The sequence below is a fragment of the Pseudomonas sp. RA_15y_Pfl1_P11 genome, from assembly GCF_963970975.1.
Classification (GTDB): Bacteria; Pseudomonadota; Gammaproteobacteria; order Pseudomonadales; family Pseudomonadaceae; genus Aquipseudomonas; species Aquipseudomonas tritici.
The window spans coordinates 307,847-321,122 of record NZ_CAXAOY010000004.1; the positions used below are offsets into that span (position 1 = coordinate 307,847).

Genomic DNA, 13,276 nt, shown 5'->3' on the forward strand with positions numbered 1-13,276 from the left:
ACCTTGTGGGGCGCATGGAAAAGGGATCAGCGGTTAGCCGGGCGCGCATTTTAGCCTGTCCGTATAGCGTTTCTTAGCATTTATTTCGCATTCAACCAGCGATTTGGCAATAACGCGATCAAAGGTCATAAAAAAGGAACGGCCCAAAACCTCATCAGTCACTACTTAAGCAACGCGATATCCCAGGTGCCGTGCCTGGGGTTTTTGCTCAAACGAGCCGGGGATCGCTCTGGCCACTTTGAATAAGGAGTTTTGTCTGATGAGTACCAAGAAGCCAGCCACCCCGTCGAAGAGTGAGCTCGCGGGCACCGATACCCTGGACCGTGGCAACACCAACGCCAAGCTGCAGGCCTTGGAGGAATTCCGTTCCGATGCGACCGGCCAGGCCCTGCGTACCAACCAAGGCGTCAAGATCTCCGATAACCAGAACACGTTGAAAGTCGGCTCCCGTGGCCCGTCGCTGCTGGAAGACTTCATCATGCGTGAAAAAATCACGCACTTTGACCATGAGCGCATCCCGGAGCGCATCGTGCATGCCCGTGGCACTGGCGCTCATGGCTATTTCCAGACGTATGAGAACCATTCGGCGCTGACCAAGGCCGGGTTCCTGCGTGACCCAGGCCACAAGACGCCGGTATTTACCCGGTTTTCGACTGTGCAGGGGCCACGCGGCTCTGGCGATACGGTGCGAGATGTACGGGGTTTTGCCGTGAAGTTCTTCACCGAAGAAGGCAACTTCGACCTGGTGGGCAACAACATGCCGGTGTTTTTCATTCAGGACGCGATCAAGTTCCCTGACTTTGTGCACGCCGTTAAGCCAGAGCCTCACAACGAGATTCCTACAGGCGGCTCGGCTCACGATACGTTCTGGGACTTCGTCTCGTTGCAGCCTGAATCTGCCCACATGGTGATCTGGGCAATGTCTGACCGCGCCATTCCAAAAAGCCTGCGCAGCATGCAGGGTTTTGGTGTGCACACCTTCCGCTTGGTGAATGCCGAGGGTAAATCCAACTTCGTCAAATTCCACTGGCGTCCTACCGCGGGTACTTGCTCGCTGGTGTGGGATGAAGCGCAAAAGCTCGCCGGTAAAGACACCGACTACCACCGCCGCGATCTCTGGGAAGCCATTGAGATGGGCGATTACCCTGAGTGGGAATTGGGCGTGCAGGTGATTCCTGAGGATAAGGAGCATGCGTTTGACTTCGACATTCTCGACCCGACCAAGCTGATTCCTGAGGAGCTGGTGCCGATCACCCCGCTGGGCAAAATGGTGCTGAACCGTAATCCGGACAACTTCTTCGCTGAAGTCGAGCAGGTCGCGTTCTGCCCCGGGCATATCGTGCCGGGTATCGACTTCTCTAATGATCCATTGCTGCAAGGTCGGCTGTTTTCGTACACCGATACACAGATCAGCCGACTGGGTGGCCCGAACTTTCACCAGTTGCCGATCAACCAGCCGGTCGTGCCGTTCCATAACAACCAGCGCGATGCCATGCACCGCACCACCATTGATAAAGGTCGTGCGGCTTACGAGCCAAACTCGATCGATGGCGGCTGGCCGAAAGAAACCCCGCCAGCGGCGCAGGATGGCGGCTTCGAGACGTACCCAGAGCGCATCGACGCCCACAAGATCCGTGAGCGCAGCGAGTCGTTCGGCGATCACTTCTCTCAGGCCCGCCTGTTCTTCCGCAGCATGAGCAAGCACGAGCAGGAGCACATCATTGCGGCCTACAGCTTTGAGCTGGGTAAGGTTGAGCGTGAGTTTATTCGTGCGCGCCAGGTCAATGAGATCCTGGCCAACATCGACTTGGAACTGGCCAAGCGCGTGGCGCATAACCTGGGGCTGCCAGCACCGACCAAAGGTACTGTGCCTGAGCGCCAAACCAAGCCGGAACGTTCGCCAGCGTTGAGCCAGGCGAACTTGCTGCCGGGTGATATCAAAACCCGCAAGGTGGCGATCCTGGCGGCGAATGGTGCGGACGGCGTGGCGATTGCCGCGTTGAAGAAGGCACTCGCAGCGCAAGGCGCACATGCCAAGCTGCTGGGGCCGACGTCAGCGCCGGTGAAGACGGCTGATGGCAAGAGCCTGCCAGTCGACGCGTCGATGGAGGGTATGCCGTCCATTGCGTTTGATGCGGTGTTTATCCCGGGTGGGAAAGAGTCGGTGAAGGCGCTGAGCGGCGACGGCGTTGCACTGCATTACGTGCTGGAGGCGTACAAGCACCTGAAGGCGATTGCGGTGGCCAGTGACGTGAAGCCGTTGCTGGATCTGCTGAAGCTGGAGGCGGATGCGGGGTTGATCGTGGGGTCGGATGCCAAAGCGTTCAAGGCATTCTTTGCTGCGATTGGCCAGCATCGGGTTTGGGATCGTGAGGTGAAGGCGAAGGCGATTCCGGCTTAAGTCATCTGTTGTTTGTTAGATCGCTATCGCGGGCAAGCCCGCTCCCCCACTTGAAGTGTTCACCGTTCAAATGTGGGAGCGGGCTTGCCCGCGATGCGTTTAGTCCGCTTTGCGCGGAATCAACACAACTTGCGCCGGAATGTGCTTCAGAATCTGCCGGTGAATCTTCAGGTCATACCCCGAATCAATACGCTTCACCCGTTTGGTCAGTAACGTGGCCAGCCACGGGTAATCCTCGGTGCGCGGCGCCTGGATGCTCACGTCGCACTGGTAATTCACGACGTCGGTGGCGATTGCATCCAGCTGATGGCGCAGTGCTTCGATGTCGGTGAGGTTCAGTGCCACGGTGGTGCTTGGCGCTGCCGGGTCGATGACCTTGGCGGCGGGCTGAGTTTCAGCGGCTTTCAGGGCGGCTTCGGCTTTATCCAGCTCGGCTTTGCGGGCGTGGCTGATGGCGCTGTTAACGCCGCCAGTGAGTGCCGGTGCCTTTGGCATCAGCGCACGCGCTCGGCTTAGCGCAGTGGCAGCTGCGTTGACGTCACCTTTTTGCAACACTATCTGGCTGCGCTGCAGGTAGGCCTCGGCCAATTGGCGTTGGTAGCCCTCAAGCGTCGGGTCGTTGGGCGACTGGGCTTGCAGGGTGGCCAACTGATCTTCGGCGGTAGCCAGCTCGCTGCTGGCCAGGTTTTGCTCCAGTTGCGTGATGGCCACAGCACGTGCGTCCTGTGCCTGTGGGGCGGCGGGCGGTGTGCTTTGACAGGCGCCCAGCAGCAGGGAAAATGCGGCAAGGAGCAGATATCGGGCGGTGAACGGCTTCATTCCTGCGACTCTCTATTTGCGCAAAAAGCGAGCAAGTCTACACCCCTCGACGGGGCAGGACAAAACTCAGCAGAAACAGGGCGGCGGCCGTGACCACAATCGATGGCCCGGCAGGCGTGTCCTTGAACCAGGACAGCGCCAAGCCCCCGCACACTGCAAACACCCCCAACAGGCTGGCGCCGATCGCCATTTGCTCCGGCGAACGGGCATGGCGCTGAGCGGCGGCGGCGGGAATGATCAGCAGCGATGTGATCAACAATACGCCGACAATCTTCATCGCGACAGCAATCACCACGGCGATCAGCAACATCAGGGCCATGCGCAGCGCGGGTACGGGCAAACCCTCCACCCTGGCCAGCTCTTCATGCACGGTGATCGCCAGCAATGGGCGCCACAGGGCCACCAGCAACACCAGTACGGTCGCGCTGCCGCCGAGGATCCAGGTCAGGTCAGTGGGGCTGATCGCCAGCAGATCGCCGAACAGATAGGCCATGAGGTCGATGCGCACTTCGTGCATAAAGCTCAGCACCACCAGGCCCAAAGACAGGGTGCTTGGTGCCAGGATGCCCAACAGGGTGTCGGAGGCCAGTGGCTGGCGCTGTTGCAGGGTCACCAGCAGCACCGCCAGGAGCAGGCAGCCTACGGTCACCGCGATGGTCGGGCTTACATCGAGCAAAAAGCCCATGGCCACGCCCAGCAACGCGGCATGCGACAAGGTGTCGCCGAAATACGCCATGCGCCGCCAGACCACGAAGGAGCCCAACGGGCCTGCAACCAGTGCCAAAGCCAAGCCTGCCAGCAGGGCGTAGAGCAGAAAATCAGCCATGCTTGCAGCTATCTCCATGAACGTGAGGGGTAGAAGGATCATCCACGACCGCGCCATGCAGGTCATGCGCGTGGTCGTGGTGGTGGTGATAGATCGCCAGGCTCTGCGCGTTTTTGCCGAACAGCTCGACGAACGCCGGGTCGCCGCTGACCTGCTCCGGGTGGCCGGAGCAGCACACGTGCCGATTGAGGCAGACCACCTGGTCGGTGGTGCTCATCACCAAGTGCAAGTCGTGGGACACCATCAGCACGCCGCAGCCATGGCGGTCGCGCAGGCGCGTGATCAGGCTGTACAGCTCGGCTTGGCCGGCGACGTCGACGCCTTGCACGGGTTCATCCAGTACCAGCAGTTCCGGCTCTCGCAACAAGGCGCGGGCCAGCAGCACGCGCTGCATTTCGCCGCCGGAGATACTTTGTACCGGGCTGTCGATCACCTGTTCGGCGCCGACCTCCTTGAGCGCAGCCTGCGCGCGGGCTCGGTCCACGCCCGGCACCAGGCGAAGGAATCGCAACACCGAGAGTGGCAGCGTCGCGTCGACGTGCAGCTTCTGCGGCATGTAGCCGACGCGTAGCTTCGGCTTGCGCCAGACGCTGCCGGTGTCGGGCTTGAGCAGGCCGAGCACGGCGCGCACCAGCGTGGTCTTGCCGGCGCCGTTAGGGCCGATCAGGGTGACGATCTGCCCCGGCTCCACGCTCAGTGCGATGTTATCCAGCACGTGTTGCCCGGCGAACGTGACCCCGACCTGTTCCAGGCGGATTAACGCATTGCTCATCAAGCCCCCTGGCAGCCCGAGCACAGGCCGACTACTTCGACCGTTTGCCCTTCGACCGTAAAGCCGACATCGGCAGCGCTGCTGATAATGGCGTCGCTGATGCTTTTTTGTTCAAGTTCGATGGCGGCATGGCACGCGCGGCAGATCAGGAATTGACCTTGATGCGCGTGTTCCGGGTGGTTGCAGCCAACAAAGGCGTTGAGCGAGGCAATGCGGTGCACCAAGCCGTTTTCCAGCAGGAAATCCAGCGCACGGTAGACCGTGGGTGGCGCTGCACGGCGGCCGTCCTGCTCACTGAGCACCCCGAGAATGTCGTAGGCACCCAGCGGCTTGTGGCTCTGCCACACCAGTTCCAGTACCCGCCGACGCAAGGCGGTCAGGCGCAACCCCTTTTGTGCGCAGAGGGTATCGGCCTCCGACAGCGCGGTATGCACGCAGTGGGAGTGATCGTGGGGACGGCTGGCAAGCGGTGTAATAGGCATGAGCGGCGACAGACATTTGATAGAGACGTTATTATGTTACCCGTTCCTACGCCATTGAGTGGTCATCGTGTCCCGACTTTTTCCCGTTTTTATCGTATTTGTCACCAGTTTGTTCATCAATGGCGCCGCTCAGGCCGAGGTCAAGGTGCTGACCAGCATCAAGCCATTGCAGTTGATAGCCGCGGCTGTGCAGGACGGCGTGGCGGTACCGGAGGTGTTGCTGCCGCCGGGTGCGTCGCCGCATAACTACGCGCTGCGTCCATCCGACGTACGGCGCGTGCAGTCGGTGGACCTGCTGTACTGGATCGGTCCGGATATGGAGAGTTTCCTGCCGCGCGTGCTGAAAGGTCGTACGGCAACAACGGTGGCGGTGCAGGATCTTCCGGGTATGAAGCTGCGGCGCTTCGCCGAAGATAGCCACTCCCATAGCGACGATGCCGACGAACATGATCATGATCACCGCCCAGGCAGCCTGGATTCGCACTTGTGGCTGTCGACCGTGAATGCTCGTGTGATTGCGGCGCGCATGGCTGCTGATCTGGCGGCCGCAGACCCGGCCAATGCCGTGCGTTACCAGGGTAATGTGAAAGCCTTTGATGAGCGCCTGGATGTTTTGGATGCTCGCCTGAAAGCCCGCCTGGCGCCGGTTGGCGGCAAACCTTACTTCGTGTTCCACGAAGCCTTCGATTACTTCGAAGACGCTTATGGGCTCAAACATGCCGGTGTGTTCAGTGTCGCCGCTGAAGTGCAGCCCGGCGCCCAGCACGTAGCGGCGATGCGTACGCGTTTGCAGGAAGTGGGTAAGACCTGCGTGTTCAGCGAGCCGCCGTTGCGTCCGCGTTTGGCTGAAACGCTGGTGGCGGGCTTGCCGGTGAAGCTGGCGGAGTTGGATGCGTTGGGCGGGTATACCCCGGCTACGGCTCAGGGTTATGAGCAGGTGTTGGAAAAGTTGGGGAATGACTTGGCTGGGTGCCTGGAGTCGTTGTAACAGACCGCGCAGGTCTAATGTGGGAGCAGGCAAGCCAGCTCCCACATTGACCGAGTTGGGGCTTTAGAGGGCGAACGGCAGTTGGATCGTGACCTGCTGGCGTTGTGCCAAGCGATACTCGAACTCCGCCGGGTCATGGATCAACACATCCTGCCCTGCAAACGACTCGGCGGCGATCAGGCGTGACAGCCAGAACCGCACGCACGCCACCCGCAACATCGTCGGCCACAGTTCGGCTTCCTTGGCGGTGAACGGTCGCAGGCCGGCATAGGCGCCGAGCAGCGCACGGGCGCGTTGCCCGTCAATCACGCCGTCGGCATCCGAGCACCAGTCATTCAGGGCGATCGCCACGTCGTACAGCATCGGCCCGGAGCAGGCGTTGTAGAAGTCGATCAGGCCTGTGAGGTGCGTGCCTTCGAACATCGCGTTGTCGCGGAACAGGTCGGCGTGGACGTTGGCGCGCGGCAGGGCGAGGATCTGGATCTTGTGGGCTTCGATTTCCGTCAGTGCAGCTTTCAGCAGGTGTTGCTGTGCGTCATTCAGGTGCGAGATCAGTTGCGTGCCTTCAGTCAGCATCCAATCCAGGCCACGATCGGTCTTGCGTTCCAGCACCTTTTCGCCTTGAGTCGCTAGGTGCAGGTGGCCAAGCAGGTCGCCGACCTGGGTACAGTGCTGGGCGTTGGCGTCCTTGATGTGCTTGCCGGCCAGGCGCGGTTGCAGCAGTGCCGGTTTGCCTTTCAGCTCGCGCAGTGCCACGCCGTCGGTTGTACGCAGGGCATAAGGCACGGGTAGGTCAGCGTCGTGGAGCACGTCGAGCAGTTCGATGAAGAACGGCATTTCTGCGACCGGGCCGCGCTCAACCAGTGTCAGGACATACTCGCCCCGCTCAAGGCTGACAAAGAAATTGGTGTTTTCACTACCGGCGGCAATCCCCTGGAAATCAATCAGGCGGCCGAGCCCGTAAGGGGCGAGAAAGGTTTCCAGCTCGGGCCGAGCCAGGGGGGTGAACACAGACATGGTTAAAACTGCCAGTACGGGCGCCGCTGTGCGCGGCGCCAATTTAAGTTAAGAAATCACTTCCATTCGAAGATCTTCCATGACGGGATCAGCATATCCGGCTGGTCAGAGCGGATGAAGTTCGCATCGGTTCCGTCCGCGCGCACCAGGAAATACGGAGGCGCCCCTTTCGGAGTGACCTTGATTGCGTACAGGAACCCGTTCTGACGGTACTCCTGGATGGTCTTGTCGCCTTCCGTGCGAATGGTCACTTGCGGATCACCCCCAGGCGCATCGTCTGCCGCCATGGCAGCCAACGGAGTGAGTGAAATCAAGCCGGTCAACAGCAGGCGATTAAATGTACGCATGATAACCTTGTCCCTTTGTCGTCATTGGTCTGGCTATTCTAGCGCCTGACCCGCCGAAAAGGTTGATTCTGCTCATGAGCCAAGCACCCCTCGTCCTGGTGGACGGTTCTTCTTATCTGTACCGCGCTTTTCATGCGCTGCCACCGCTGACCACCTCCAAAGGCCTGCCGACTGGTGCGGTCAAGGGCGTGTTGAACATGCTCAAAAGCCTGCGCAGGCAGTACCCGGACAGCCCGTTCGCGGTGGTGTTCGACGCCAAGGGTGGGACCTTTCGCGATGACATGTACGCCGAATACAAGGCCAATCGCCCCAGCATGCCTGATGACATGCGCCTGCAAATCGAGCCATTGCATCAAAGCGTGATCGCGCTGGGCTTCCCGCTGCTATGCGTCGAAGGCGTCGAGGCCGATGACGTGATCGGCACCCTGGCCCGCAGCAGCGCCGCCGCTGACCGCCCGGTGGTGATTTCGACCGGTGACAAGGACATGGCGCAATTGGTGGACGGCCACATTACCTTGGTCAATACCATGACCGGTAGTGCGATGGATATCGAGGGCGTAAAGGAGAAATTCGGCGTCGCACCGGAGCAGATCATCGACTATCTGGCGTTGATGGGCGATTCGTCCGACAACATTCCGGGTGTTCCTGGTATCGGTCCTAAGACCGCGTCCGGCTTGCTTGTCGGTGTGAACGGCGGCCTTAAAGAGCTTTATGAGCAGTTGGATATCGTGCCGACCCTGCCTATCCGTGGCGCGAAGACGCTGCCGGCCAAGCTGGAAGAGCATCGAGAGATGGCGTTCCTTTCCTACCAGCTGGCGACGATCAAGATTGATGTGCCACTGGATGTGGGCCTGGATGATCTGCACCTGATCGAACCGGACCGTGAAAAACTGCTGGAGCTGTATACGCTGCTGGAGTTCAAGAGCTGGATTGACGAGATCCAGCGCGACGCCAAGCGAGTGGAGCTCAAGGCTGCTCCTGTTGTTGAAGCAGTCGTTGAACCCGTGGCGCCAGCGCAGACCACCTACACCACCATCCTCGACCAGGCGACCTTCGATAGCTGGTTGAAAAAGCTCAACGACGCGAAGTTGTTCGCCTTCGACACCGAAACCACCGGCATCGACGCCCAACAGGCACAGTTGGTCGGTGTTTCCTTCGCCGTGCAGCCCCATGAAGCCGCCTACATCCCGCTGACCCACGCCTATGTCGGCGTGCCTGAGCAGTTGGACCGTGACACCGTGCTGCTGGCCCTGAAACCGTTGCTGGAAGACCCGACCAAGCTCAAGGTCGGCCAGCACGCCAAGTTCGACATGAATATCCTGGCCAACTGCGCCATCGGCGGCGACCCCGCACACGGCATTACGGTGCGGGGCATCGCCTTTGACACCATGCTCGAATCCTATGTGTTAAACGCCACCGCAACCCGGCATGACATGGACAGCCTGGCGAAGAAGTACCTGGATTACGACACTGTCAGTTTCCAGGACATCGCCGGCAGGGGCGCCAAGCAGCTCACCTTCAACCAGATCGCATTGGAGCAGGCCGGCCCTTATGCGGCTGAAGATGCCGATGTGACCTTGCGCCTGCATCAGGAGCTGTTCGCGCAACTGTCAGCAATCCCGAGCCTGGTGAGTGTGCTCAAGGATATCGAGATTCCGTTGGTACCGGTGCTGGCCCGTATCGAGCGCCAGGGTGCGCTGGTGGACAAGGAGCTGCTGGGTATCCAGAGCATCGAACTGGGCAACAAGATGGTCGAACTGGAGCGCGAGGCGTTCGAGATCGCCGGCGAGGAATTCAACTTGGGTTCGCCCAAGCAGCTCGGCGCGATCCTTTACGAAAAACTCGGCCTGCCGGTGTTGAAAAAAACCGGTAAGGGCCAGGCGTCGACTGCCGAAGAAGTGCTGGCCAAGCTGGCCGAAGATGACTATCCGCTGCCCAAGGTGCTGATGCAGTACCGCAGCATGAGCAAGCTGAAAAGCACTTACACCGATCGCTTGCCGGAACAGATCAACCCGCGCACCGGGCGGATCCACACGTCCTATCACCAGGCCGTGGCGGCTACCGGGCGCTTGTCCTCGAGTGACCCGAATCTGCAGAATATTCCGGTGCGCACCGCCGAAGGGCGGCGGATTCGCCAGGCGTTTGTTGCGCCTAAGGGCTACAAACTGCTGGCGGCGGACTATTCGCAAATCGAGCTGCGGATCATGGCGCACCTGTCGAAGGACGAAGGGTTGATGAACGCCTTCCGTCACAACCTCGACGTGCACACGGCGACGGCCGCCGAGGTGTTCAAGGTTGAGCTGGGTGAGGTTACGTCTGACCAGCGCCGCAGCGCGAAGGCGATCAACTTCGGTTTGATCTATGGCATGGGCGCGCAGAAGCTTGGCAAGGATATCGGCGTCGATACCAAGACGGCCAAAGCGTACATCGATGTGTACTTCGCCCGTTATCCCGGGGTTCGCGAGTACATGGAGCGCACCCGCGCCCAGGCTTCCGACCAGGGTTACGTCGAAACCTTCTTCGGGCGCCGGCTGTATTTGCCGGATATCCATTCCAACAAGCCACAGGAGCGCGCGGCGGCAGAACGCACCGCGATCAACGCGCCAATGCAGGGCACGGCGGCGGATATCATCAAGAAAGCCATGGTGCTGGTGGACAATTGGCTGACCGATTCGGGCCTGGATGCCAGGGTCATCCTGCAGGTGCACGATGAATTGGTGCTGGAAGTGCGTGAGGACTTGGTGGCCGAAGTCAGCGAGAGGATCCGTGAGCACATGAGTGCGGCTGCTCAGTTGGATGTGCCACTGCTGGTGGAAGTAGGTGTGGGCGATAACTGGGACGAAGCGCACTGATTACGAGGCTTTGCCACCACCTTGGGTGGTGGCACAGTGCTTTAGTCCGGAAGTCGCTGTCAGTTATTTCCAATAGTTTTGAGCCTGCCGGAACTTAACCTGTGAACTGCCACTCAGAGTTACTGAATGGGTGGTGAAGCCCTTCAATGCTCCTATGTTGTGTTAAGTGTTGGCAGATATCTGGGCCTCGCCCTAGCGGTCCGGAACTTGAACCCCGAACTTCCCCTCCCCATACGAAGTCCGGGGTTTTTTTTTGCCTGCAGAAAAGTTACTCCGCGATTTCCGCGCCCTTGTCGGCCAATTCCATCCAGCCGGCCAGCACGGTGTAGGCGTCTTCCAGGCCCATACGCTTCGGCGCCGAGAACAGTTGGATAGTGATCGCGTCACCCCAGCCTTTACGGATTTCGGCCTGCACTTTGAGCAGGGTGTTCTTGGCGGCGCCGTAGGTCAGTTTGTCTGCCTTGGTCAGCAGGATATGCATCGGCATGCCGCTGGCAACAGCCCAATCGAGCATCAACAGGTCGAAATCGGTCATCGGATGGCGGATGTCCATCATCAAAATCAAACCCTTCAAGCTCTCGCGGCCACCCAGATAAGCCTCGAGGTGACGCTGCCAGTGCAGCTTCAGCGGGATGGGTACTTTTGCGTAACCGTAGCCCGGAAGGTCGACCAGACGCCGATCATCGTCTAGCTTGAAGAAGTTGAGGAGTTGCGTGCGGCCCGGGGTTTTCGAGGTACGTGCCAGGCTGGCGTGAGTCAGGGTGTTCAGTGCGCTGGATTTACCGGCGTTGGAACGACCGGCAAAGGCGACTTCAAAGCCTTCGTCATCGGGGCATTGGTCAACTTTGGCGGCGCTGAGCATGAACGTGGACTGTTGGCACAGGCCGAGGATGGGATTCTTGAGTTGCATGAGATTTCCGATGTGGGCGATGCCGAGAAAGGGTGCGGCAAGCGGTGTCGTTTCCGTTTCAGTAGCGCCAGTATATAATGCCGCAGATTTTGTGTGTGCTTTGTCCCAGCGAAGGACGAAGTTCACGGGAGCGAAAGACCTTTATTGCGCATTAGAACGCAAAACGCTCTCAAACCCTGAATGGTCGACGTCTGACCAAGTGGTTGCGCGCTGTCGGTGTCCTGGTCCCGCTTTAGGGTGCTCAGGCTACACAGGATCCGGAAGCGGTGTACAACCGAGTTTACGTGGTCACGCGGGTGCAACACGTGACCCAGGGTTTCAAGGCAATGCCGCCGCGTGGTTTGTGCATGGACTGCAGTACTGAGGATTACCAGGCCATCATTGAGTTGATGGTGAGTAAACCCGGTAGATAACTCTTAAACCCTTAGCCGTAGTTGGATTAGCTGATGAACAAACTGATCGTGAGTCTGCTGTTGACCTTGGGCATCACTGGTGTTGCCCATGCTGCAGGCGACGCTACAGCGGGCCAGGCGAAAGCCGCCGTGTGTGGTGCTTGCCATGGACCGGATGGTAACAGCCCGGCGCCGAACTTCCCCAAACTGGCCGGCCAGGGAGAGCGCTACCTGACCAAGCAGATGCAGGATATCAAGTCTGGCAAGCGCACGGTCCTGGAAATGACCGGCTTGCTGACCAATCTCAGCGATCAGGACCTGGCAGACATCGCCGCGTATTTTGCCAGCCAGAAAGGCAGTGTGGGAGCTGCCGATCCGAAACTGGTGGCCCGTGGTGAGAAACTGTTCCGCGGCGGCGACCTGGAGAAAGGTCTTCCTGCCTGCACCGGCTGCCACTCGCCAAATGGCGCCGGTATAGCAGCCGCAGGCTTCCCGCACTTGAGTGGCCAGCACGCAACCTACATCGCCAAACAGTTGACCGATTTCCGTAAGGAAGAGGCCGGGCGAAGCAACGACGGCGATGCGATGATCATGCGCACAATTGCTCGCAAGCTGAGTGATGAAGACATTGCGGCGGTCTCCAGCTACATCCAGGGGCTGCACTGAGGCGCACACGACGTTAACGCTCGATTAATCCATCGATGCAAGCATAAAAAGGGTGGCTTAGGCTGCCCTTTTTTGTGGCCGCTACCGTTACACTAACGAACTCATGCCCGCGTAGACCTGTCACAACAAAGGTCGCGTGAGGCGACTTTATTTGTCCAGGAGTAAAGCATGCGTAATCTGATCCTCAGCGCCGCTCTCGTCACTGCCAGCCTCTTCGGCATGACCGCACAAGCTGCCGACGTGCCGCTTGAAGCCGGGAAAACCTATGTTGAATTGGCCAACCCGGTTCCGGTTTCGGTGCCAGGCAAGATCGAAGTGGTGGAGCTGTTCTGGTATGGCTGCCCGCATTGCTACGCTTTTGAGCCGACGATCAACCCATGGGTTGAGAAGCTGCCTAAGGACGTAAACTTCAAACGTATCCCTGCCATGTTTGGCGGCCCATGGGATGCTCATGGCCAACTGTTCTTGACCCTGGAAGCCATGGGCGTAGAGCACAAGGTGCACAACGCCGTGTTCAATGCGATTCAGAAAGAAGGCAAACGCCTGACCAAACCAGACGAAATGGCTGACTTCGTTGCCACCCAAGGCGTCGACAAGGACAAGTTCCTGGCCACCTTCAACTCCTTCGCTATACAGGGCCAGATCAAACAGGCCAAGGAACTGGCACAGAAGTATGGCGTGCAAGGTGTACCGACGCTGATCGTCAACGGCAAATACCGTTTTGACCTGGGTACTGCTGGCGGCCCGGAAGCTGTCCTTAATGTTGCCGACCAGCTGATCGCCAAAGAGCGCGCAGCCAAGTAA

Annotated in this window: 12 protein-coding genes and 2 pseudogenes; 7 read left to right on the forward strand and 7 right to left on the reverse strand. The window is 59.5% G+C overall.

The annotated features are described in order from the left end of the window. Positions 1-238 precede the first annotated feature (238 nt). A complete protein-coding gene (gene katE / locus AACY44_RS07195) occupies positions 239-2,401 on the forward strand; it encodes a catalase HPII (protein ID WP_445261121.1) in 2,163 nt (720 codons plus the stop codon). A 99-nt stretch (positions 2,402-2,500) separates the two neighbouring features. Here katE and AACY44_RS07200 read toward each other — a convergent pair whose 3' ends face one another. Genes AACY44_RS07200 through zur form a run of 4 tightly spaced genes read right to left on the reverse strand, consistent with a single transcriptional unit; the run spans position 2,501 to position 5,300 of the window. Then, positions 2,501-3,220: a PA5502 family lipoprotein gene (locus AACY44_RS07200; protein ID WP_339419193.1), complete on the reverse strand. Its 720-nt coding sequence runs from the start codon at positions 3,218-3,220 to the stop codon at positions 2,501-2,503. Between the two features lie 37 nt (positions 3,221-3,257). Then, the gene (gene znuB, locus AACY44_RS07205; protein ID WP_339427756.1) at positions 3,258-4,046 is read right to left on the reverse strand and encodes a zinc ABC transporter permease subunit ZnuB; all 789 of its coding nucleotides are present in this window, start codon (positions 4,044-4,046) and stop codon (positions 3,258-3,260) included. Then, positions 4,039-4,818 carry a zinc ABC transporter ATP-binding protein ZnuC gene (gene znuC / locus AACY44_RS07210; RefSeq protein WP_339427757.1) on the reverse strand — a complete coding sequence of 260 codons (780 nt, stop codon included), beginning with the start codon at positions 4,816-4,818 and terminating at the stop codon, positions 4,039-4,041. The genes znuB and znuC overlap by 8 nt, the downstream gene beginning before the upstream one ends. Beyond that, positions 4,818-5,300, reverse strand: coding sequence for a zinc uptake transcriptional repressor Zur (zur, locus tag AACY44_RS07215; RefSeq protein ID WP_065875637.1), 483 nt, complete (start codon positions 5,298-5,300; stop codon positions 4,818-4,820). The genes znuC and zur overlap by 1 nt, the downstream gene beginning before the upstream one ends. 58 nt (positions 5,301-5,358) lie before the next feature. On the opposite strand from zur, the gene AACY44_RS07220 reads away from it, so the two are divergent. After that, positions 5,359-6,288: a zinc ABC transporter substrate-binding protein gene (locus AACY44_RS07220; protein WP_339419187.1), complete on the forward strand. Its 930-nt coding sequence runs from the start codon at positions 5,359-5,361 to the stop codon at positions 6,286-6,288. A 63-nt stretch (positions 6,289-6,351) separates the two neighbouring features. Here AACY44_RS07220 and AACY44_RS07225 read toward each other — a convergent pair whose 3' ends face one another. After that, entirely contained in the window at positions 6,352-7,305 is a 954-nt protein-coding gene (locus AACY44_RS07225; RefSeq protein ID WP_339419186.1) for a homoserine kinase, read from the reverse strand. Positions 7,306-7,361: 56 nt separating this feature from the next. Continuing rightward, positions 7,362-7,652, reverse strand: coding sequence for a DUF2782 domain-containing protein (locus AACY44_RS07230; RefSeq protein WP_339419185.1), 291 nt, complete (start codon positions 7,650-7,652; stop codon positions 7,362-7,364). A 74-nt stretch (positions 7,653-7,726) separates the two neighbouring features. Between AACY44_RS07230 and polA the strand changes: the two genes are divergently transcribed. Continuing rightward, positions 7,727-10,504, forward strand: a complete 2,778-nt coding sequence (gene polA, locus AACY44_RS07235; protein ID WP_339419184.1) for a DNA polymerase I — start codon at positions 7,727-7,729, stop codon at positions 10,502-10,504. A 268-nt stretch (positions 10,505-10,772) separates the two neighbouring features. Here polA and yihA read toward each other — a convergent pair whose 3' ends face one another. Next, positions 10,773-11,414, reverse strand: coding sequence for a ribosome biogenesis GTP-binding protein YihA/YsxC (gene yihA, locus AACY44_RS07240; RefSeq protein ID WP_032862650.1), 642 nt, complete (start codon positions 11,412-11,414; stop codon positions 10,773-10,775). A 191-nt stretch (positions 11,415-11,605) separates the two neighbouring features. Here yihA and AACY44_RS27660 point away from each other — a divergent pair. The 4 genes and pseudogenes from AACY44_RS27660 to dsbA all read left to right on the forward strand — a co-directional run. Beyond that, positions 11,606-11,695, forward strand: a pseudogene (locus AACY44_RS27660) (cytochrome); the annotation flags it as partial. 9 nt (positions 11,696-11,704) lie between these two features. Further along, a pseudogene (locus tag AACY44_RS27665) lies at positions 11,705-11,827 on the forward strand (c-type cytochrome); the annotation flags it as partial. 33 nt (positions 11,828-11,860) lie between these two features. Further along, positions 11,861-12,472 (forward strand): c-type cytochrome, encoded by a 612-nt coding sequence (locus AACY44_RS07250; RefSeq protein WP_065880370.1) that lies wholly within the window; start codon positions 11,861-11,863, stop codon positions 12,470-12,472. A 168-nt stretch (positions 12,473-12,640) separates the two neighbouring features. Further along, positions 12,641-13,276 (forward strand): thiol:disulfide interchange protein DsbA, encoded by a 636-nt coding sequence (gene dsbA / locus AACY44_RS07255; protein ID WP_339419178.1) that lies wholly within the window; start codon positions 12,641-12,643, stop codon positions 13,274-13,276.